The 19,276-nt window shown below is 42.4% G+C and carries 18 protein-coding genes; 12 read left to right on the top strand and 6 right to left on the bottom strand.

Annotated elements, in window-relative coordinates; genetic code table 11:
* The first annotated feature begins 85 nt into the window (after window positions 1-85).
* The 7 genes from ACOVQQ_RS03340 (at window position 86) to ACOVQQ_RS03310 (ending at window position 8,357) form a co-directional block, all read left to right on the top strand.
* Window positions 86-1,711: a hypothetical protein gene (locus tag ACOVQQ_RS03340; protein ID WP_421816933.1), complete on the top strand. Its 1,626-nt coding sequence runs from the start codon at window positions 86-88 to the stop codon at window positions 1,709-1,711.
* 250 nt (window positions 1,712-1,961) lie between these two features.
* Complete coding sequence (locus tag ACOVQQ_RS03335) at window positions 1,962-2,357, top strand: hypothetical protein (protein ID WP_421816932.1); 396 nt, start codon at window positions 1,962-1,964, stop codon at window positions 2,355-2,357.
* Window positions 2,358-2,402: 45 nt separating this feature from the next.
* Window positions 2,403-2,885 carry a hypothetical protein gene (locus ACOVQQ_RS03330; RefSeq protein ID WP_421816931.1) on the top strand — a complete coding sequence of 161 codons (483 nt, stop codon included), beginning with the start codon at window positions 2,403-2,405 and terminating at the stop codon, window positions 2,883-2,885.
* Window positions 2,886-2,988: 103 nt separating this feature from the next.
* Window positions 2,989-5,055 (top strand): tetratricopeptide repeat protein, encoded by a 2,067-nt coding sequence (locus tag ACOVQQ_RS03325; protein WP_421816930.1) that lies wholly within the window; start codon window positions 2,989-2,991, stop codon window positions 5,053-5,055.
* A gap of 119 nt (window positions 5,056-5,174) precedes the next feature.
* Window positions 5,175-5,690: a hypothetical protein gene (locus ACOVQQ_RS03320; RefSeq protein WP_421816929.1), complete on the top strand. Its 516-nt coding sequence runs from the start codon at window positions 5,175-5,177 to the stop codon at window positions 5,688-5,690.
* A gap of 41 nt (window positions 5,691-5,731) precedes the next feature.
* The gene (locus ACOVQQ_RS03315) at window positions 5,732-6,418 is read left to right on the top strand and encodes a response regulator (RefSeq protein WP_421816928.1); all 687 of its coding nucleotides are present in this window, start codon (window positions 5,732-5,734) and stop codon (window positions 6,416-6,418) included.
* Between the two features lie 193 nt (window positions 6,419-6,611).
* The gene (locus ACOVQQ_RS03310; protein WP_421816927.1) at window positions 6,612-8,357 is read left to right on the top strand and encodes a hypothetical protein; all 1,746 of its coding nucleotides are present in this window, start codon (window positions 6,612-6,614) and stop codon (window positions 8,355-8,357) included.
* Between the two features lie 327 nt (window positions 8,358-8,684).
* On the opposite strand, the gene ACOVQQ_RS03305 is transcribed toward ACOVQQ_RS03310, so the two are convergent.
* The 3 genes from ACOVQQ_RS03305 to ACOVQQ_RS03295 all read right to left on the bottom strand — a co-directional run bounded on the left by ACOVQQ_RS03305 (window position 8,685) and on the right by ACOVQQ_RS03295 (window position 13,212).
* A complete protein-coding gene (locus tag ACOVQQ_RS03305; RefSeq protein WP_094486204.1) occupies window positions 8,685-9,365 on the bottom strand; it encodes a zinc metallopeptidase in 681 nt (226 codons plus the stop codon).
* Between the two features lie 487 nt (window positions 9,366-9,852).
* Window positions 9,853-10,092 carry a hypothetical protein gene (locus ACOVQQ_RS03300; protein ID WP_421816926.1) on the bottom strand — a complete coding sequence of 80 codons (240 nt, stop codon included), beginning with the start codon at window positions 10,090-10,092 and terminating at the stop codon, window positions 9,853-9,855.
* 87 nt (window positions 10,093-10,179) lie between these two features.
* Window positions 10,180-13,212: a leucine--tRNA ligase gene (locus tag ACOVQQ_RS03295; RefSeq protein ID WP_421816925.1), complete on the bottom strand. Its 3,033-nt coding sequence runs from the start codon at window positions 13,210-13,212 to the stop codon at window positions 10,180-10,182.
* Window positions 13,213-13,366: 154 nt separating this feature from the next.
* On the opposite strand from ACOVQQ_RS03295, the gene ACOVQQ_RS03290 reads away from it, so the two are divergent.
* Genes ACOVQQ_RS03290 through truB form a run of 4 tightly spaced genes read left to right on the top strand, consistent with a single transcriptional unit; the run spans window position 13,367 to window position 15,997 of the window.
* On the top strand, window positions 13,367-14,242 hold the full coding sequence (locus ACOVQQ_RS03290) for a cell division protein FtsX (RefSeq protein WP_421816924.1): 876 nt from the start codon (window positions 13,367-13,369) through the stop codon (window positions 14,240-14,242).
* Window positions 14,243-14,248: 6 nt separating this feature from the next.
* On the top strand, window positions 14,249-14,491 hold the full coding sequence (locus tag ACOVQQ_RS03285) for a DUF3098 domain-containing protein (RefSeq protein ID WP_421816923.1): 243 nt from the start codon (window positions 14,249-14,251) through the stop codon (window positions 14,489-14,491).
* Window positions 14,488-15,291 carry an undecaprenyl-diphosphate phosphatase gene (locus tag ACOVQQ_RS03280; protein WP_421816922.1) on the top strand — a complete coding sequence of 268 codons (804 nt, stop codon included), beginning with the start codon at window positions 14,488-14,490 and terminating at the stop codon, window positions 15,289-15,291. The genes ACOVQQ_RS03285 and ACOVQQ_RS03280 overlap by 4 nt, the downstream gene beginning before the upstream one ends.
* A gap of 1 nt (window position 15,292) precedes the next feature.
* Window positions 15,293-15,997 (top strand): tRNA pseudouridine(55) synthase TruB, encoded by a 705-nt coding sequence (gene truB / locus ACOVQQ_RS03275; RefSeq protein WP_421816921.1) that lies wholly within the window; start codon window positions 15,293-15,295, stop codon window positions 15,995-15,997.
* A gap of 38 nt (window positions 15,998-16,035) precedes the next feature.
* Here the strand turns inward: truB and ACOVQQ_RS03270 are convergent, their stop codons facing one another.
* Genes ACOVQQ_RS03270 through rlmN form a run of 3 tightly spaced genes read right to left on the bottom strand, consistent with a single transcriptional unit; the run spans window position 16,036 to window position 18,709 of the window.
* Window positions 16,036-16,650, bottom strand: coding sequence for a thioredoxin family protein (locus tag ACOVQQ_RS03270; protein WP_421816920.1), 615 nt, complete (start codon window positions 16,648-16,650; stop codon window positions 16,036-16,038).
* Window positions 16,647-17,624: a polyprenyl synthetase family protein gene (locus tag ACOVQQ_RS03265; RefSeq protein WP_421816919.1), complete on the bottom strand. Its 978-nt coding sequence runs from the start codon at window positions 17,622-17,624 to the stop codon at window positions 16,647-16,649. The genes ACOVQQ_RS03270 and ACOVQQ_RS03265 overlap by 4 nt, the downstream gene beginning before the upstream one ends.
* A 29-nt stretch (window positions 17,625-17,653) precedes the next feature.
* Window positions 17,654-18,709: a 23S rRNA (adenine(2503)-C(2))-methyltransferase RlmN gene (rlmN, locus tag ACOVQQ_RS03260; protein WP_421816918.1), complete on the bottom strand. Its 1,056-nt coding sequence runs from the start codon at window positions 18,707-18,709 to the stop codon at window positions 17,654-17,656.
* Window positions 18,710-18,733: 24 nt separating this feature from the next.
* On the opposite strand from rlmN, the gene ACOVQQ_RS03255 reads away from it, so the two are divergent.
* Window positions 18,734-19,090 (top strand): hypothetical protein, encoded by a 357-nt coding sequence (locus tag ACOVQQ_RS03255; RefSeq protein ID WP_421816917.1) that lies wholly within the window; start codon window positions 18,734-18,736, stop codon window positions 19,088-19,090.
* Window positions 19,091-19,276: the final 186 nt, after the last annotated feature.

Genomic DNA, 19,276 nt, shown 5'->3' with positions numbered 1-19,276 from the left:
AATCTTTTTGCAGTACTTTGTCGAAGCATCGTTTTAAACGTAACAGAATTACAAAACAGCTTACTAATTACAAAAACACAAGAAAATGAAAATAGTGCTACGCGTTTTGCTGCTTTTATTAACCCTGTATTTGGGAGTCTATTTCTTCCTTCCAGTATTAAACTACGGCTTTTACGGTCTTGGACTTTTGTTGTTGTTTACCTTGTTGCTAACAGTAGTTTTTTTCACCAGCTTTTCTGTCAATCCAAAATCCAAGCAAGTGGTTGCCTCAGGAAAGATTGGCAAAGTACTGGGAATTCCAATGTTAATCGTTTTGTTGTATTTAACTGTGGTTCCCTTGGTTACCTCGCTGCCCATGTTTCACGCCGATGCCTACCAAAAATTAATTGGCACTGTAAAAACCGGCACCGAACTCACTACACATATTGCGCCCATTTCGCTCGATAAAATTCGTGTGGTCGATGAAAACTTAGCGTATTTACTCGGCGAAAAAATCATCGGCTCGCAACCCGCTCTAGGTTCGCAAGTTGAAATCGGCGATTTTACCATACAAAAAGTAAAAGACGAACTCTACTGGGTGGCACCGCTATTGCACACCGGTTTCTTTAAATGGTACGCCAATTCCGAAGGTACTCCGGGCTACGTGATGGTTTCTGCAACCAACGAGCGCGACGTTCGACTCGTAACGAACGTAAACAACAAACCGCTAAAAATCAAGTACCAACCGGCGGCGTATTTTGGTTCGCGCATCGATCGGCATGTGTATTTTAACGGCTATATGGCTACCGGAATCACAGGCTTTAAATTCGAAATCGACGACGCCGGAAATCCGTACTGGATTGTAACCACCTACGATAAGAAAATCGGTTTTAACGGAAGCGATGCAAATGGCGTGCTCTCCATCGATGCACAAACCGGCGAAATCAAAGAATATTCGCTTACTTCAACGCCTGCCTGGATCGATCGTATTCAGCCCATCTCCTTTATCGAAGAGCAACTCGACGATTGGGGCGAATACGTTAACGGCTACTTCAACTGGTCGAATGCCGATAAACTCGAAACTACCGAAGGCTTAACGCTCGTGTACGGCAAAAATCAGAAATCGTATTGGTACACCGGATTATCGTCGGTGGGCAAAGACGAGTCGACAGTTGGGTTTGTTCTCGTCGATACCCGAACTAAAGAAACAACCTACTACAAACAAAGCGGTGCTACCGAGTACGCAGCACAACGCTCGGCCGAAGGTAAAGTTCAGGAAAAAGGCTATCAAGCTTCAACGCCAATTCCGTACATCATCAACAACATTCCAACCTATGTAATGACGTTAAAAGATTCAGGCGGATTGGTCAAAATGTTTGCCATGGTTTCTATCAACGATTACACGATTGTGGGCGTTGGAAATACCATGCGCGAAACCTTAATGTCGTATAAAAACGTTTACAATATGGCCGATAATGGCATTGGTGCGAAAAGCGTTACGCAAAAAGAAGTGCTTAAAGGCGTGGTGAGTCGCATTCAAACCGATGTGAAAAACGGCAACAGTTTTTATTACTTTACCATTAAAAATCAGAACGACATTTTCGTTGGATCTTCGCAATTGTCTAACCAGCTTCCCGTTACCATAGTGGGCGACAGTATCGAAATTTCCTTCGATCGCGAACAAGAAGAGGTCATCGATATCTCGAGTTTTAAAAACAAAAGTTTCAAGTAATTTTTGGGGGTTCCGGCGCCACGCCTTATTGTGAAAACGGTAGGTGTGGCGCCGTCGGGCTTTCTGCTTTACTCCGCCCCGCCGCAGCGGATGCGGGGTATCGCTGCCAATCCCTAACCCGGAAACGTGCACAACAATTCGTCTGAATTTTGAAAAATCCGCTAAGAAAAGGCGTTTAGGACGTTTTTCGATTCACGCGTAATGCAGCAGCACGGCAAAAGTTTTACATTTGAAACAGCCGAGTTGCATCATGAAAAAATTTCTAAAACACGTTTTTCTTTTCTTTGCTCCCGTTGCAGTTTTGCTCGTAGCGTGCGAATGGGCGTTGCGATGCATTCCAAACGATGCCCACTTTCGTGAAACGCAGCTGCAAAAGCACAAACAAACGATTACCACGCTAATTCTCGGCGATTCGCATCCGTATTTCGGAATTAATCCGGAATACATAAACCAGCAAACCTTCAATCTGGCGGCCGTTTCCGAAACACCCGACCTTACCGCAGAAGTTTTAAAACACGAAATTAACCGACTTCCCAAACTCAAAACACTTGTCGTTGGCCTGTCGTATTTCAGTTTGTACGAAAGCCTAAACAGGGGTTCCGAAACATGGCGTTTGCGACACTACAACATTTACCGATCGATGTAAGTGGGAAAATTTCCCCAAAATCATTTGGAAATTGCTTCGTTTTCGATGCTGCAAAACATCGACCGACTTCTTAGCTACTACGCACACGATAAATCGGAAGTTACCTGCAATGCGTTTGGTGCTGGAGTAACGTACCGCGATTTCAATTCGAAACGTCTGCGTGAATCGGCAGTAATAGCGGCAAAGCGCCATACCTTCGATTTGCAGTCAGCCGACGTACAGCTGCAGCGAACAATACAGAGAAAAGCCCTGCAAAATATAGTTTCGCTCGCGGCAAAGCACAACATAAAAGTAGTTTTTGTCCTTTTGCCCGCCATGGATACCTATCGCGAACTGATTCCCTTTGAGCAGAAACAAGAAATGCTGCAAGTGGTACAACAGTTGCAAAAAATAAATACGGAGCTGCAATTTTTGGATTTTACCGCCGATCCGCGGTTTGTTCCGCACGATTTTTACGACGCCGATCATTTGAATGCGGCAGGTGCCCAAAAAATGAGTTCAATTCTAGCAGCTTGGTTGGCAAACTAATATATTTGACACCAGTCTTTTACTTTACACGAATTTGAGATAGAATTTCCCGATTGTGCGGTAAAGAAGTTTAACTAGAAGACGTCGAATTTGATAATGAGTTATGCACAGAATAGTACTTTACTGCTTATTTTTCGCCGTTTCAAGCGTAACTTTTTCTCAAGTTAAGGAAGAGAAGCGTTTTTCGATATACACAGATACGCTAAAACTCGCTCCGAAAGTGTACCGCGATTCGACCCAAATTAAAGGGCATCTCGATTACATCTTTGAAAATTTCAGAGTCGATATTGGAAACGGAATTTCACTTTGCGATTATCTGTATAACAGAAGTCGTGAGATAAAAAAACCGGCACTAATGGCGTCGGCACGGAATATAAAAGCCTGTATTTACGCACTTCGAAACGATTACACAAACGCAACTAAGTTCTTTCTTGAAGCAGCAGATTTATTCGAAAAACTGAATATTCCGTATTCGACGGCTAATATGTACAACAACGTTGGGATGATGTACAACAATACGAACAACAAGAAACTTGCACTTCAGTATTTTGAAAAAGGTTTAAAAGTTGCCGAAAAATACAAATTAGATAACCCGAAGGCGCTGATTTACATAAACCTAACAAACCTACACATTACAGAAAATAACCTAGATGCTGCTCTAGAAACTGCCATAAAAGCAAATGCGCTTTGTGAAAAACTGAAGTTATTTAAAGAACAAGCCGTAAATGCAAATCTCATCGGGGTGATTTATTATTACAAGTCCGATTTTGAAAAAGCCGTGGAATACTACCGCTTGTCGCTAAAGCTGTCTAAACAAACAGGCGATGTACATTCGGAAAATACGGCTTTGAGTAATATCGGTGAAATTCAAGTTTTGCAAAACAAGTCCGAAGCATTAACCACCTTACAAGCCTGCGAAAACTATTTCAAGAAAATAAAAGACTATAGTAATTTGCAGCAAGTTTACCTGCATTATTCTACATTTTTTAGAAACAGTAATCAGGATAAAAAAACAATCGAATATCTCGACAAACTTCGGAAAGTAGAAAGCCAGCTTAGCGATTCACTGCAACGCAAATCGGTTGTTTTTTACCAAACTAAATTCGAAACGCAGCAAAAAGAAAACAAGATTTTACTGCTTTCCAAAGCCGATTCGATAAAGAATCTAAAAATCGCGAATCAGCAACTGGTTTTGAGTCGAAATTTATTAGAGTTAACGCGGCAAAAATTAGCGCTGTCCGGTGCGCGTTTGCAGCTGGCACAAGACAGTTTGCACATCGCTAAACAAGGAAAAACTATTTTGCAAGCGCAGTTGCAAGCTTCGAAGAGACAAGAGAAAATTAAAAGTTTGAGCAAGGAAGCCCTCCGGCAGAAGTTGATTTTGAAAGAGAAAGAAATTGCTCTTAATCGCAAAAACACAACGATTGGATTTATACTGATTGCAGCTATTCTAGTACTCTTAATTGCATATGCTTTGTATAGAAAGAAACAATTAGAGCAAAAAGCAGTTTTAGCAGCCGAAAAAAGTAAACAACGCGAATTGTTAACCCAAGCAGTTATTGAAGCCGAAGAAACCGAACGAAAGCGCATTGCATCGGATCTTCACGACGGCGTGGGTCAGTTGTTTAGTGCCGTGAAAATGAATCTGTCCGGTTTGTTTACTCGTGTAGAACTAGTTCGAGATGAAGATCGGTTTCTGGCAGAAAAAACCATGGCTTTAGTTGATGAAAGTTGTAAAGAAGTACGCGTGATCAGCCATAAAATGATGCCAAACTTCCTTTTGAAATCGGGAATTGCATCCGATATTAGGAGCTTCATCGAAAAAGTAGATGCAGAGACACTAAAAATTTCTTTTGAAAGTCAGGGTTTCAAAGAACAAATGGAGTTTACCGAAGAAACCATTTTGTATCGCGTTATTCAGGAGCTAATCAACAACGTTATTAAACACGCGCAGGCAACAGAATTGCACATTGCACTGAACAAAACAAATACAACAATATCCGTTCACATTGAAGATAACGGTATTGGCTTTAACTTGGAAGAAGCTTTGGAAAAAGGAGGTTTAGGCATGAAAAATATTCTGGTGCGCGTTGATTATTTGAAAGGGAAAGTTCATTTTGAAGCTAATAAACCAAGCGGAACAATAGTGCACATTGAAATTCCGATTTAAAGTACTGAAATCAAAATAGTACAAATGAGTTATTGTTGTAGGGAGTGCTAATGCCTTGCTTTGTCCTGTAAATAGTTACAAAAACAAATCAAGTGTATTAATTTCTAAAAATTCCCAAAATGAAAAACGTATTTAAAATTTCAGTTCTTGCTATTGCAGCACTTTTTACGGTTAATTGTTCCGACGATGATAACTCGGGCGGAGGTTCGGCAAACGGCTGGAGCGTAGGCAGCACTAACTACACCACTTCGGTAACGCAACGATTCTCAACCGGTGACATTGAAAACGCCATCACGGCCATCGACGTAACGGGCGGTCAAGCAAATTTAAACACAGCAATTATTATCTTTAGCGAAGAAACAGGTATTGCTGCTGGAACGTATCGTATTATTTCGGAAACCGACGGCATGTTGCCCGACGCGAACGAAATAATGATTTCGGCAGGTACAAATTACGACGAAGCAACAGGGCAGTACGGAACAAGTTACTATCCGGTAAGCGGCCAAACCGTAGATGCTACGGTAACAATAACAGGCGGAAAAGCTAAAATAGTAATTCCTCAAATTAATGTTACGCCAATTCCGCTAGGTTCTGGAACTGCAACAACTTTTTCAGGAACTATCATAGAACAGTAAACGGTTTTTACGGGCGCTTCTCTAATGCTAAAACATGCAAAATGAAAAAAATTTCCATTGCTATTGTAGACGATAAACGATTGTTGCGCAATACTTTAACAGAGCAAATTCAATACAATCAGCCCATCGAGGTTTTGTTTACCGCTGAAAATGGAATTGATTTTCTGCAACAAATGGAGAAGCGTCCAAAAAACAATCAGCCTTTGGTTGTTTTAATGGACATTGAAATGCCCGAAATGGATGGAATCGAAACCGTATTGATCGCCAAAGAAATCTATCCGGATATTCAATTTCTGATGCTCACTGCTTTTAGTGAAGACGAGAAAATTTTCGATGCCGTGAAAGCAGGTGCGAGCGGATATCTGCTTAAAGATGAATCGATTGCGAAAATAATTTCATCTATTTCCGAATTGTTGTACGAAGGTTCCGTTCCTATGTCGCCCATCGTAGCCAAACGAACTTTAGAAATGTTGAAAGTTTCCGAGAAATCGTTTCAAAAGGCTGAAAATGAATCAGAAGTGTCGTCGGATGTGATTGAATATCTCACGTCTCGTGAACGGGATATACTTCAGGAAATCGTTTCCGGATTAAATTACAAGGAAATAGCCGACAAACTTTTTATTAGTCCACACACCGTACGAAAACACATTGCCAACATTTACGAGAAACTCCACGTTTCCAATAAAACGGCGGCTATAAAAATTGCGCTGAAAAAGAAATGGTTTTAGCTGAAATTCTCTTCTAAAATCGATTTCAAAACAAAAAATCCGCCACAGGATTTGTACGACAACAATCCGATTTTGGCCTGAATGGTCTATCTATTTTTTAATACTCTGAAAAACTCGGATTCTCCGGGCAAGACTCTTCTTTGTCTTTTCCGAAAACAAAATCTAGTTTCCAAAACCAACTAAAATCTCAAAAATGAATAAATTCAAGATAAGTTTGTTGTTAGTGGCTTTTGCTACGGCAACATTTGCACAAAAAACCATTCCAGAAAGCGCTGCATTTGCCCTAGATGGTAATATAGAAACCCTTAAAGTAGCTGCTGGCGGTATTCTATTAGTAGGAACCTCAAAAGGATTGACCGCTATTGAAGCCCATAAAAACGTATCCATTTACGATTACAATGCCCTCGGAAAAATAAATCCGACGGAAATGAGCATTATGGATAACCTGCCTTACGCCGTGCTCACACGCGGATATTCAAAAGTAATTCTAAACTACTTCACGGGAATAGAAGTCTTTACGCCGGCGAAAAACGATATGGCTGCTGTTTTTAGTGTACATCCCGACTTCTCTAATCAAAAAATTTATATGCTTGGAAGCAATAAACTTGGCTATTGTTTTGGTGTTTTCGACATGAATACACTTCAAAACGAAGGCATGATTAATTTCTCCGACAAGAAAACAATGGGAGCTTATATAGACGTTACGAAGTATTACGAATCGGACGGAAAACTCTTTGTGCGTACCGAAAAAGGAATTGTTTGCATTGATAAGAAAAGCTTTAAAATTGATTGGACGTACAGCGATTTGGAAAAAACGTTTCCATACATTAAAGTTCTTGCTGATGCGGCAAACGGACTTTATTTCGTTACTGAAAGCGACATCAATAAATCGTACTTACATAAAATTGATCCAGCTGGAAATCGGACAACCCAAAAGCCAGTCAAGCTCGAAGCAAATACGCATGAAATGACGTTCACTTCCAACGGACTCCTCTTGAGAATGATGGACACGAAGAACAGTTACTTCCAAATGTATAACACGCAAACAGCCGAAAGCATCTGGGAAAAACCAACGGATATCAAAGGAAGTATTTTTCAAACTATAAAAACCGACACTTTTTATGTGTATGCTTCGAACGATGGTTTGATAAACTCATTGGATTTAGCCACGGGTAAAACGCAATTGAAAAAAGAAATCAAAACCGGTGCATGGTTTAAAAACGTGATTTTGTTGGAAAACGACTTGCTGTTTTACATTACCAGTACCAACATGGGAATAGCGAATTTAAAAACAGGTGAGTACGAAAAAGAGCCAGTGAAGTTTAAGAAAGCCACTAATTTAATAACTGCTTTTGATGCAAAGAATGATCGTTTCGTGGTGAGTTCTGGTACTGAATTGTTCTTTGTTTCGAAAGATGGAACGGCAACTAAAATCTTAGATCTTGACTTTAAAGAAGACGAAACGCCAACTAAAATTGAGTTTAGAACATCCGGAATTTTAATCGGTGCAAAGCAAACCAATATTTTGATTGACTACAACGGCAAACAGATTTACGAATCGTATTACAAAGCGCCGGGTCAGAGCCTGGCAGCGAAAATCGCTTTGGGTGCACTAACCGTGGACTTGGCGCAGCAAAGTGTGGGTCAGAATATGGCAGGGAATAACAAAGACGCCAACCAAAGTGCGGGAGCGGCATCGGGTATGGCTGGGGAGTTTAGCAAAAAATTTAGTGCAACGAAAGAAACCAAAGATTTTCTCTACGTTTTAACCAAGCTTGAGGAAGGCGTAGGATTAGTAAAACTAAACAAAGACACGGGAGAAAAACTAGCAGAATTGCTTTTAAAAGACAAAAAACCTGAATATGAAGTTGATGAATTATTTGGCGTGCTTTACTTTAAAAAAGACAAGAAAGAAATTGTAAGTTTCGACTTGAGGTAGTTTTGGGATATGTTGAGTCACGAAAAGCGGTTGCAGCAAGCGACCGCTTTTTTATTTAAGCAGAGTTCGATTTTGACAACGAACGCTCATGAAAGTAATTTTTTCGGTAACGATTTTCCGCAAAAGCGATTACCTCCGGTCAGTTCGGCTAAAGCCTCGGGTGCAGCGGAAACCCCACAGCCGCCGGGTGGTTTCCACCGGTGGCGAGGAGTTGCAGCGTAAAGCGCGACGGCAGTGCTTGGGTCTTAGCGCGCGAACTGCCGGTTTGCCCAAATAAAAAAAGCTGCCTAAAAAAGCAGCTTCTGTATTGTTTTTTGAATTTCCGAATTAGCGTCGGTTGGCGTAAATACTGATGTAATACAGCAAAGTTGCGATAGAACCTATGGCTGCTACCACATACGTGCGTGCCGCCCATTTCAAAGCGTCTTGTGCGCCTGCCTGTTCTTCGCGGGTGAGCATACGCTTGTTTTCGAGCCACGCTAACGCACGGTTACTGGCGTCGTACTCGACAGGCAAAGTAATTACTGTGAAGAGCGTTGTTGCAGCAAAAACGATGATTCCGATAAGCAAAAGCTCTGGAAAGGTTTTGATCATGAGCACTCCAGCTAGTAAAATCCATTGCACCATAGACGAGGCAATATTTACGATGGGTACCAATGTTGAACGCATTTGCAACCAACTGTAAGCCGTTGCGTGTTGTACGGCGTGTCCTACTTCGTGCGCTGCTACCGCTGCTGCTGCCGCATTGCGCTGATTGTAAACGGCTTCGCTGAGGTTTACGGTTTTATCGGCCGGATTGTAATGATCGGTTAAACGCCCTGGAGTTGAAATAACCCGAACGTCGCGTATGCCGTGATCGGCCAACATTTTCTCGGCAATTTCGGCGCCCGACATGCCGTTTGCCAAATGTAATTTGCTGTACTTATCGAATTTGCTCTGGAGTCGGTTGCTTACCAACCACGACACCAAGAACAAAATTCCCATTATTAAATAAATTCCTATTCCCATTTTTAATTGTTTTTCTAAAGATGAATCAAATTTAGCACCAATTTTTGAGTCCTGTCAAGCTGACAGTTCCAATTTGGTGGATTTTAGCGAAAATTTAGGATTGTTAATTTCTGTCGACTTATTGCTTGGTCTCTGTTTTCGATTGATTCTGCTTTTCTAACTTTTCAATTTTTAGTTCCAACATTTGAATTTGTAGCTCAAAATTTTTTGCTTTTAGTGCTTCAATGTTTTTAGAATACTCGATGTAACTTTCATTATGCATTTTGTAAGCATCGATAATAAAGGTCACAAACGAGAAAAAGCAAACCAAGAGTGTAGCCGCGATAAATCCTAGAGTTAGATTCGAGATTTTTTTTGCCCACCAAATTCTTTTCTTAGTTTCTCAAACTCTTCTTTGGATACCAAGATATTTTCTTCACTTGTAGAATTCGTTACAAACTCAACAAATTCGGCTTGGTTCGAATTTTGATTGCTTTGCTGACTCATGTTACTTTTTGTAAAATCCCTTAATTACAAAAATGTCATTCACAACATCAACACCTAAATCAAAATTCATGTAATCGAAAATATCGATACCGCCAATTTTTATCCCTTTTGAGAACGAAATACCCGGACTAATAACTACACTATTTATTTTTATAACGTGCCGCGGCATTAACGAACCATCGGGTTGTTTCTCGAAAATGTCGGAAAATGAATACCGTACTAAATCTTTCGTAGTTTCCATAAACCCAAATTTATAAAATAATCATTATTTCCAATCGATAATTATTTCTTAATCTTTTGGATTTTCAGGACTAAAAAAGTATCCAATTTAAGAAACGATATTCACAATTTTCCCCGGAACGATAATTACCTTCTTAGGCGTACGACCTTCGAGTTGCTTTTCGGTGCGTTCGTCTTGCATGATGCGCGATTCGATTTCTTCGGTGGTTAAATCCATCGGAAGCTCAACATTAAAGCGGTGTTTTCCGTTAAACGAAACCGGATAATTCTTGGTAGATTCCACTAAAAACTCCGGATTAAATTTCGGAAACGGCGCGAAAGCAATACTCGATTGATGGCCTAATTGTTCCCATAATTCTTCGGCAATGTGCGGTGCATAAGGCGAAACTAGTACAGCTAAAGGTTCTAAAACACTGCGCTCGCGACATTTCAAGGTTGTAAGTTCGTTTACGGCAATCATAAACTGACTCACCGAGGTATTAAACGAAAAACCTTCGATATCGTCTTGTACTTTTTTGATTGTTTTATGCAGTATTTTCAAGGCTTCGGGCGAGGCTGGTTGCGACGTTACTGCAAAACCGTTATCGTCGAAATACAAACGCCACAATTTCTTCAAGAAACTGAAAACGCCACTAATTCCGGCGGTGTTCCAAGGTTTTGCTTGCTCAAGCGGACCCAAGAACATTTCATACAAACGCAGCGTGTCGGCACCGTATTGCTCGCAAATATCGTCGGGAGTAACAACGTTGTATTTGGATTTCGACATTTTTTCGACTTCGCGATCTGCAAATAGTAAAATTCCATCTATGAAATCAGCATCCCCAAACATGGACTCATACATTTCCCATAATTTCAATTTTTCTTTAATTATTTGAGAATTGTTGTCCACCGAATTAATTGGGATGCTAATCGCTCGGGAACGCGAAAAGGAAAAAGCTAAATCTTTTGAGTTAATATCTATTTGAACAGGATCTTTTGCTAAAGAAATTAATTGTTGAATGAAATTGTCGAACTTATCTTCATTCCCCGCATAAAGTAATTGATTATAGCATTCGTATGAATGAATAATATCTTTTTTCAGTTCAACTATAACCGAAGTTTCCTTTTCGGATGAAATCGATAATTCAAATTGATTGCCAAGAAGAACTTTCGCACTCATTCCCAATATCATCCCTTGGTTGATGAGTTTTTTAAACGGTTCTTCTTCTTGAATAAAGCCGCGGTCTTTCAAGAATTTGTTCCAGAAACGTGCGTACAATAAATGTCCGGTGGCGTGTTCGCTACCACCGATGTACAAATCTACATTTTGCCAATATTGTTGCGCTTTCGCGGAAAAGAGTTCGTTTTCGTTTTGTGCGTCCATGTAACGCAACCAGTACCACGAACTTCCGGCCCAACCCGGCATGGTATTTAACTCAAGCGGAAAAATCGTTTGGTTGTCGATGAGTTCGTTGCTTACCACCGTGTTCGTAACTGTATCCCAAGCCCAGTGTGTGGCGTTTCCGAGTGGTGGCGCACCATCTTGCGTTGGCAAATATTTCTCTACTTCAGGCAAAGTGATGGGCAAATGTTCGACAGCGATGGCTTTGGGTAATCCGTCGACATAATAAATCGGGAACGGTTCGCCCCAGTAGCGTTGTCTGGAAAACACTGCATCGCGAAGACGGTAGTTTACTTTTGCTCGTCCAGCGCCCGATTCTTCCAAAGCTTGAATCACTTTTTTCATCGCGTCTTTGTAATCGAGTCCGTCGAGGAAGCCCGAATTCATTAACGAAAATCCGCCTTTATTGGTAAAGGCAGCGGTGTCGGTATCTTGGTCTTCAAAAATTTGTGGAATAGGCAGGTTGAAGAACTTTGCGAAAGCATGATCGCGTTCGTCGCCCGCCGGAACTGCCATTACGGCACCAGTTCCGTAACCTGCTAAAACGTAGTCGCCAATCCAAATCGGAATTTCTGCTCCGGTAAACGGATGTATGGCGTAAGCGCCCGTGAAAACTCCTGAAATGGTCTTAACATCGCTCATCCGATCGCGTTCCGATTTTTTAGCAGCGGCTTCTACGTAGGCTTCCACGGCTGCTTTTTGGTCGGCAGTTGTAATATATGCCACCAACGGATGTTCGGGAGCAAGCGTTAAAAAGCTCACGCCGTATATAGTATCCGGACGTGTGGTGAACACTTCAATATACTGCCCGGTGGTATTGTCGGCATTTAATGCAAAATCTAAATCCAAACCGTCTTGATCGCGCACGGCAAATTGCACCAAGGCACCGGTCGATTTTCCGATCCAGTTTTCTTGTGCGTCTTTAAGTGATTGCGTCCAGTCGATGGTTTGCAAGCCGGAGAGTAAGCGTTCTGCGTAAGCGGAAATGCGCATGCTCCACTGTGTCATTTTCTTGCGAATGACGGGAAAGCCACCTCGTTCGGAAACGCCGTTAACAATTTCGTCGTTGGCAAGCACGGTTCCAAGTCCCGGACACCAGTTAACTTCGGTTTCGGCTAAGTAAGTAAGGCGGTATTGCAATAAAATTTGCTCTTTGGTTTCGGGTGAAAAGTGAATCCATTCATCGGCAGTGAAAGCGGTAACGTTATCGTCGCAAGCGGCATTAACGTTGGTAGTTCCCGAAGTTTCGAATAAAGAAACGAGTTCGGAAATGGGTCGCGCTTTGTCGGCCGATTTATCATACCACGAATCGAATATTTGTAAGAAAATGAACTGGGTCCATTTGTAATAATTCGGATCGGAAGTACGTACTTCTTTACTCCAATCGAATGAAAAACCGATGCGATCGAGCTGTTGTCGGTAACGTGCAATGTTTTCAGCGGTCGTTTTTTCCGGATGTTGCCCGGTTTGTATGGCGTATTGTTCTGCCGGAAGGCCAAAACTGTCGTAGCCTTGCGGGTGCAACACGTTAAATCCTTGATGACGTTTGTAGCGTGCGTAGATATCGGATGCGATGTAGCCCAGCGGATGTCCTACGTGTAGTCCGGCTCCGGAAGGATACGGAAACATATCGAGAACGTAGTATTTTGGCTTTTCAGAATCGTGCGACGCTTTAAAAGTTTCTTCGTCGGCCCAATATTTTTGCCACTTGGCTTCAATTTCGTTTGGTAAGTACTTCATAATTATGGATCGTTGTCGCAACTTTTAACAGGTGGTAGGATTGCGACAAGTGCGCGCAAATTTAAACTTAATGCCTGAATGTGGAAAGTTTGAAGAACATAATAAACAGTAACCAGATTAGTTTACTATTTTTACCACCAAATTGCGGTTAACAATGGCATCTTCGTACGATAAATTTCAAAAACGCCGACTCATAACGTCTTACTTTTCAGCAGTACTCAGCGTATTTTTGGTGCTGTTTTTATTGGGTGCGCTCGGCTTGTTTGTGATTAATTCCAAAAAATTAGCCGATAACTTTAAAGAAGAAATCGCGGTGACGGTTTTTTTCAAGAACGAAGCCACAGATTCGACACTTACTGCTTTTAGCAACGAGTTAAAAACGGCAAAATTTGTTAAGAAAGCCGTGTATGTTTCTAAAGAACAAGCGGCAAAAAATCACTCGGAAGTGGTTGGTGAAGACTTTATTTCGTTTTTGGGCGTTAATCCGTTGCAAAACTCATTTGATGTGTTTTTGAAAGCCGATTATGTAGTTCGCGACAGTATTGACCGTATTGAAGATCGTTTGCGCAAGAATGAAATGATTGGCGATGTGGTTTACGACAAGCAAATTGTGAAATTGGTGAACGAAAACATCCAGAAAATTAGTTTGTGGATGTTGATTATTTCGGGCGTTTTTGCACTGATTTCTGTTTTGATTATCAACAGTTCTATGCGTTTGTCGATTTACAGCAAGCGTTTCATCATAAAAACCATGCAAATGGTAGGCGCAACAAAAGCGTTTATTCGCAAGCCGTTCATTTGGACCAGCGTGAAGTTGGGCATGATTGGCGGCGTTTTAGCAGTAATTGCTCTAATTGCCCTGTTGTTGTGGATTGATAATGCCAACCCGGGATTAGGCGTTTTAGACGAACCTATTGCTACCGGAATTATCTTATTGGCCGTGTTTGGATTAGGTGTTTTAATCACGTTTGTGAGTACCTTTTTTGCCACACAGCGCTTTTTGAACTTACGAACAGACGATTTATACTAAATCATTATGAAAGAATCTAAAGAAACGCAATTCGTATTCGGAAAACAGAATTACAGATTGTTGTTAATTGGCTGTGCCGTTATCGCCTTAGGTTTTATCCTGATGTCGGGAGGCGGATCGGATGATCCAAATGTTTTTAATCCAGAGATTTTTAACTTCCGACGCATTCGATTGGCACCCACCGTTGTTTTAATTGGTTTTGGTGTGGTTATTTGGTCGATTTTAAAAAATCCTAAAACGGCGAAATGAATTATTTCGAAGCGTTTGTTTTAGCGGTCATTGAAGGTTTAACGGAATATTTGCCCGTATCTTCGACCGCTCACATGATTTTTGCGAGTTCGTATTTTCAAATTCAAAACGACGATTTTACCAAACTTTTTCAAGTATCGATCCAGTTTGGCGCCATCTTGGCCGTAGTTTTTCTGTATGCCAAAAAATTCTTCGATTTTACACGTTTGCAATTTTATACCAAACTCGCTCTCGCGGTAGTTCCTGCTTTGGTTTTGGGGAAACTCTTCGACGATTACATCGATGCCGTTCTTGGCGATCCGGTGCCTATTGCAATTGTTTTGATTGTTGGCGGTATTGTTCTTTTGTTTATCGATAGGTTTTTCAAAAATCCCGTCATTCACAACGAACAAGAACTTCCGGTTAAAAAAGCGGTAATCATTGGTTTTTGGCAATGTTTGGCGATGATGCCGGGTACAAGTCGGTCGGCAGCTTCCATCATTGGTGGGATGCAACAAGGACTATCGCGACAAGCAGCAGCCGAATTTTCGTTTTTTCTAGCCGTACCAACGATGCTTGCCGTTAGCGTGTACAGCATTTTTGTGAAAACTTACGAAGCCAGCGGATGCAAAGGTTACGAACTTATTTCGGCAACCGAAAACGGCTGGCAATTGTTTTTAGGTGGAAACGTTGTGGCGTTTATCGTTGCAATTATCGCCATCAAATCGTTTATCGCACTCTTGTTGAAATACGGCTTCAAACTTTGGGGTTGGTACCGCATTATTGCAGGCATTTTACTACTGATTTACTTTACCCGTTAAAATGGAAAATCGCGCATTTACCGCAGCGGGTTTTCTCGAAGGCGAAGTTTTGCTTTTCGACAAACCCTTGCATTGGTCGAGTTTTCAATTGGTTAATAAAGTGAAATGGTTGTTGAAATCGCAGTTGGGTTTGAAGAAAATAAAAGTGGGTCATGCCGGAACGCTCGATCCGCTGGCAACCGGACTTTTGATTGTTTGCACCGGAAAAATGACCAAATCTATCGATACGTTTCAAGCGGAGACTAAGATTTATTCTGGTACAATAAAACTGGGAGCCACAACGCCTTCGTACGATTTGGAAACTGAAGTTGACGCTGTTTTTCCAACCGCACACATTACCGACGAATTTCTTTCTGCGGCAGCGAAATCGTTCGAAGGAACGATACTCCAAAAGCCGCCCATTTATTCGGCGATTAAAAAAGACGGGAAACGGTTGTACGAACATGCACGAGCGGGCGAAACTGTGGAAATTGCGGCACGTCCGGTGCAGATTTTCGAATTTAAGGTAAATCGCCGTTCCGAGACCGAACTCGATTTTTGGCTGACATGCAGTAAAGGAACTTATGTACGTTCGCTTGCGCACGATTTGGGAATGGCATTGCAGTCGGGCGCGCACTTAACGGCACTGCGTCGGGAAGGCAGCGGTGCGTTTCTGGTTAAAGAAGCTTACACGGTTGAGAGCTTTGAGGCAGCTTTGACAACCTAAATTCGACTTCAGGAATTTTTTTTAGACGAGAAGGAAACTTACAACTTCACCAAACTCAAAAATTCTCTTTGAATCAGCATTCCGGCGTCTTTGTTGTACCATTTTTGTAGGTGAATTTTTAACTTTTCATCGATCACGCCGTATTTGTCGCGGTACTGACGCACAATTTCTGCAGCTTCGAACGGGCGTGGTCCGTAGGCCGCATACACTTCAAATGTATCGGTGTCGGTAACTACAATTCGCGGAATCGAACGCGCTTCTCCCGTAAGGAAATAATCCATAAATGCTGGGTTTTCATCGCGAAGAACACACTTAAAGCTTACGTTTGGTGCAACCTCGGCCATTTTGTTGATGTACGGCAAGATTTGGGCAGCATCGCCACACCAGCCTTCGGTAATGGCAATCCAGGTTTGTCTGTGCGGAAGTTTTTCGAGTTGTGCGGCAATTTCCGGATAGACTTCAGAAGTTTTGTCGAGTCGCGACATCCGTGCTTCGTTGAGTTCGCTGTATTGCAGCAAATCGGCCGATTGTTTCGGTCCAGTACTTTTACCTTCGGCAATTAAATCGGTTACTAGTTTACGGTATTCGGCGTAGGAATACGATTTGGATAAGGCGTCTTGAACCAAAGAAGCTGGCGTGCTAAAAAACTTCATATTTTTCGATCTATAACGTAGTTTACCATTAATTGTAAGGCGTCGCGGTATTCGTTTTGTGGAAAGCTGAACAAAATGTCGAGCGCTTTTTGTTGATATTCCAGCATTTTGTTTTCAGCATATGTCAAACCGTTGTTCGCTTTCACAAAGGCGATAACTTCCTTAACGCGTTGCTTATTTTTGTTGTGATTTTTGATGGAATTAATCACCCAATCTTTCGATTTTTTATCGACAGTATTCAGCACGTGAATCAGCGGCAACGTCATTTTCTGTTCCTTAATATCGATTCCTGTGGGTTTACCAATGGCTTCATCGCTGTAATCAAACAAATCGTCTTTGATTTGAAAAGCCATGCCAATGTATTCGCCAAACAGACGCATTTTTGCCACGACAGCTTCGTCTTGACTCACCGATTGTGCGCCCAAAGCACAGCAGGATGCTACTAAGGTTGCCGTTTTTTGTCGGATGATTTCGTAATACACGTCTTCGGTAATGTCGAGTCGACGCGCTTTTTCAATTTGAAGCAGTTCGCCTTCGCTCATTTCGCGCACAGCAACCGAGATAATTTTAAGCAAATCGAAATCGCCGTTATCAATAGACAGCAGCAAACCTTTTGAGAGCAGATAATCGCCCACCAAAACGGCAATTTTGTTTTTCCAAAGTGCGTTTATCGAGAAAAAGCCACGGCGTTTGTTCGAATCGTCAACCACGTCGTCGTGTACGAGTGTGGCGGTGTGAATGAGTTCGATAACGGCAGCTCCGCGGTAGGTGCGTTCGTTTACTGAGCCGTTGTTGAGCAGTTTGGCGCAGAGAAATACAAACATCGGACGCATTTGCTTGCCTTTCCGATTTACAATGTAGTAGGTAATGCGGTTGAGCAGGGCAACTTTTGAAGTCATCGATTCATGGAACTTCGACTCAAAGCGCTCCATTTCTGCCTGTATTGGCTGCTTGATCTGCTCAGTAATTTTCATAGTTACAAAGGTAGGTAGTCGACCGCTAATCAGGTGTTAATGCTTTGTTCTTTATTTGCTAATTGTCCGCAGGCGGCGTCGATATCTTTACCGCGACTTCTGCGCACTTTCACTACAATATTGTTGGCTTCAAGAGCCGCGATGTAGGCGTTTATGGCTTTTTCGTCGGCTTGTTGAAAGCGGTCGTCGTCTATAGCGTTGTATTCAATCAAGTTTACCTTGCAAGGCACGTGTTTGCAAAATTGCACCAAGGCGTCGATGGCTTGTTTGTGATCGTTAATTCCCTTCCAAACTACGTATTCGTACGTAACTCGACTTTTGGTTTTCTGATACCAATACGCCAAAGCTTGTTTGAGTTCGGTTAACGGAAAGTTCTTGGTAAACGGCATAATTTCGTTCCGAATGTCTTCAACGGCGGCATGTAACGAGACGGCGAGCTTAAACTTTACGCCGTCGTCGGCCATTTTCCGAATCATTTTTGAAATTCCGGATGTGGAAACGGTAATGCGTTTGGGCGACATTCCCAGACCCTCGTCGGACGTAATACGGTCGATAGCGGCCAAAACGTTGTTGTAATTCATCAGCGGTTCGCCCATGCCCATAAAAACGATGTTGGAAAGCGGACGGTTGTAGTACGCTCGGCTCTCGGTATCGATGGCCTTTACTTGATCGAAAATCTCGTCGGCGTTCAGGTTACGCATGCGTTTTAGTCGGGCGGTGGCGCAAAAGTTGCAGTCGAGGCTACAACCTACTTGGCTCGAAACGCAGGCGGTAGTTCGGGTATCGGTGGGTATGAGTACCGATTCTACAACCAAACCGTCGTGCAGGCGAACGGCGTTTTTCACGGTGCCGTCTTCGCTGCGTTGCATTTGGTCGACGTTAATGTGGCGAATTTCGAAATGTTGTTGGAGTAGCGCGCGGGTTTGTTTGGAAAGGTTGGTCATGTCGTCGAAATCGTGTGCACCTTTCTTCCACAGCCATTCGTACACTTGATTGCCGCGGAACCCTTGATCGCCGGATTGGATAAAGAAATCGCGCAATTGTTCTTTGCTTAACGCGCGAATATCTTTCTTCGTTACTTCCATAATGCAAAGGTACTAAAGCCCGTATTGAAAACAATTGTTTCGACGGTTTTTGATTGTCTTGCGATAGTAGTTTTTGGGCGTACCGGCGGCTCGATTGTTCTTCAAAGAAAATACGTGCAGGCCGCCGTCGCGCTTTTCGTTGCAATACCGCTTGCCGGTACGTGTTTTTGGATGGCTGCGGTTCGGCTTCCGGTGGTCGCCACCCCGAAGCGCCAAAAACTACGCACCGCCGGCGCGGTATTTTCACTGCAATCGCTTACGCGGGTAAGTGCACGGGGGAAAATAGTAGTTTTAGCTTTTTCCAGCACTTCTTTCGCGTTAAGGACAGCAGCGGCATCCCCAAAAACGGGCTGGGAGCGGGCTTGGGTTTTTGGGATATAGCGAATGGCCTGACCGGCGGTTTTTTGCGGCTGTGCCTCGAGGCCTGCCGGAAAAAAGTGCAGGGAACGCCCAAAAAGCGATAGTAATTTGGGTAATGATTTAAAAAAAAATAGAGAATTCGGTTTATTTTCCTTGCAGTTTTTCCTTTTCTGATGCAGCTATTTTGCTGCAATCGGGGCTGAAACG

This window comes from Flavobacterium sp. (assembly GCF_049240005.1).
GTDB lineage: Bacteria > Bacteroidota > Bacteroidia > Flavobacteriales > Flavobacteriaceae > Flavobacterium.
Note: the sequence above shows the minus strand (reverse complement) of the source record. Positions and strands in the feature narration are given on the sequence as shown.

Excerpts from the sequence above, each read along its gene's own strand:
- truB (WP_421816921.1), top strand. The coding sequence starts at position 15,293 with ATGGAAAATCGCGCATTTACCGCAGCGGGTTTTCTCGAAGGCGAAGTT.
- ACOVQQ_RS03270 (WP_421816920.1), bottom strand. The coding sequence starts at position 16,650 with ATGAAGTTTTTTAGCACGCCAGCTTCTTTGGTTCAAGACGCCTTATCC.
- ACOVQQ_RS03330 (WP_421816931.1), top strand. The coding sequence starts at position 2,403 with ATGCTGCAAAACATCGACCGACTTCTTAGCTACTACGCACACGATAAA.
- ACOVQQ_RS03290 (WP_421816924.1), top strand. The coding sequence starts at position 13,367 with ATGGCATCTTCGTACGATAAATTTCAAAAACGCCGACTCATAACGTCT.
- ACOVQQ_RS03320 (WP_421816929.1), top strand. The coding sequence starts at position 5,175 with ATGAAAAACGTATTTAAAATTTCAGTTCTTGCTATTGCAGCACTTTTT.
- ACOVQQ_RS03310 (WP_421816927.1), top strand. The coding sequence starts at position 6,612 with ATGAATAAATTCAAGATAAGTTTGTTGTTAGTGGCTTTTGCTACGGCA.
- ACOVQQ_RS03265 (WP_421816919.1), bottom strand. The coding sequence starts at position 17,624 with ATGAAAATTACTGAGCAGATCAAGCAGCCAATACAGGCAGAAATGGAG.
- ACOVQQ_RS03280 (WP_421816922.1), top strand. The coding sequence starts at position 14,488 with ATGAATTATTTCGAAGCGTTTGTTTTAGCGGTCATTGAAGGTTTAACG.
- ACOVQQ_RS03295 (WP_421816925.1), bottom strand. The coding sequence starts at position 13,212 with ATGAAGTACTTACCAAACGAAATTGAAGCCAAGTGGCAAAAATATTGG.
- ACOVQQ_RS03305 (WP_094486204.1), bottom strand. The coding sequence starts at position 9,365 with ATGGGAATAGGAATTTATTTAATAATGGGAATTTTGTTCTTGGTGTCG.
- ACOVQQ_RS03300 (WP_421816926.1), bottom strand. The coding sequence starts at position 10,092 with ATGGAAACTACGAAAGATTTAGTACGGTATTCATTTTCCGACATTTTC.
- rlmN (WP_421816918.1), bottom strand. The coding sequence starts at position 18,709 with ATGGAAGTAACGAAGAAAGATATTCGCGCGTTAAGCAAAGAACAATTG.
- ACOVQQ_RS03335 (WP_421816932.1), top strand. The coding sequence starts at position 1,962 with ATGAAAAAATTTCTAAAACACGTTTTTCTTTTCTTTGCTCCCGTTGCA.
- ACOVQQ_RS03285 (WP_421816923.1), top strand. The coding sequence starts at position 14,249 with ATGAAAGAATCTAAAGAAACGCAATTCGTATTCGGAAAACAGAATTAC.
- ACOVQQ_RS03340 (WP_421816933.1), top strand. The coding sequence starts at position 86 with ATGAAAATAGTGCTACGCGTTTTGCTGCTTTTATTAACCCTGTATTTG.
- ACOVQQ_RS03325 (WP_421816930.1), top strand. The coding sequence starts at position 2,989 with ATGCACAGAATAGTACTTTACTGCTTATTTTTCGCCGTTTCAAGCGTA.
- ACOVQQ_RS03315 (WP_421816928.1), top strand. The coding sequence starts at position 5,732 with ATGAAAAAAATTTCCATTGCTATTGTAGACGATAAACGATTGTTGCGC.